Here is a 315-nt window from a genome sequence, read left to right on the forward strand (position 1 = left end):
CACCGCCGGCAGCCTGAAAAATCCCGTCCCTAACGGGGCTTCCATTGTCCATTGCCTATCCACCGCCATGTCTACCCTCCCCAGCAGCAGCGAAGCCGCCCAACGGGCCGCCCGATTGGAAAAAGCCCAACACCTGCGGGAACAAGGGATCCCGCCCTATGCCTATTCTTTTCCTGTTACCCATCTGGCTGCCGAGCTGCAGGAGCAATTTGCCGACCTAGAGCCCGGCGGCGAGCGGGAGGATGTGCAGGTGGCGGTGGCCGGGCGGATCCGGGCGCGGCGGGTCATGGGCAAGCTGGCTTTCTTTACCCTTCA

At 63.5% G+C, this 315-nt stretch carries 1 pseudogene; it reads left to right on the forward strand.

The features are described from left to right. Positions 1 to 67 precede the first annotated feature (67 nt). Positions 68 to 315 (forward strand): annotated as a pseudogene (locus NW856_RS13805) (lysine--tRNA ligase); the annotation flags it as partial.

It is taken from the genome of Synechococcus sp. R3-13, from assembly GCF_047462195.1.
Taxonomy (GTDB): Bacteria; Cyanobacteriota; Cyanobacteriia; order Thermostichales; family Thermostichaceae; genus Thermostichus.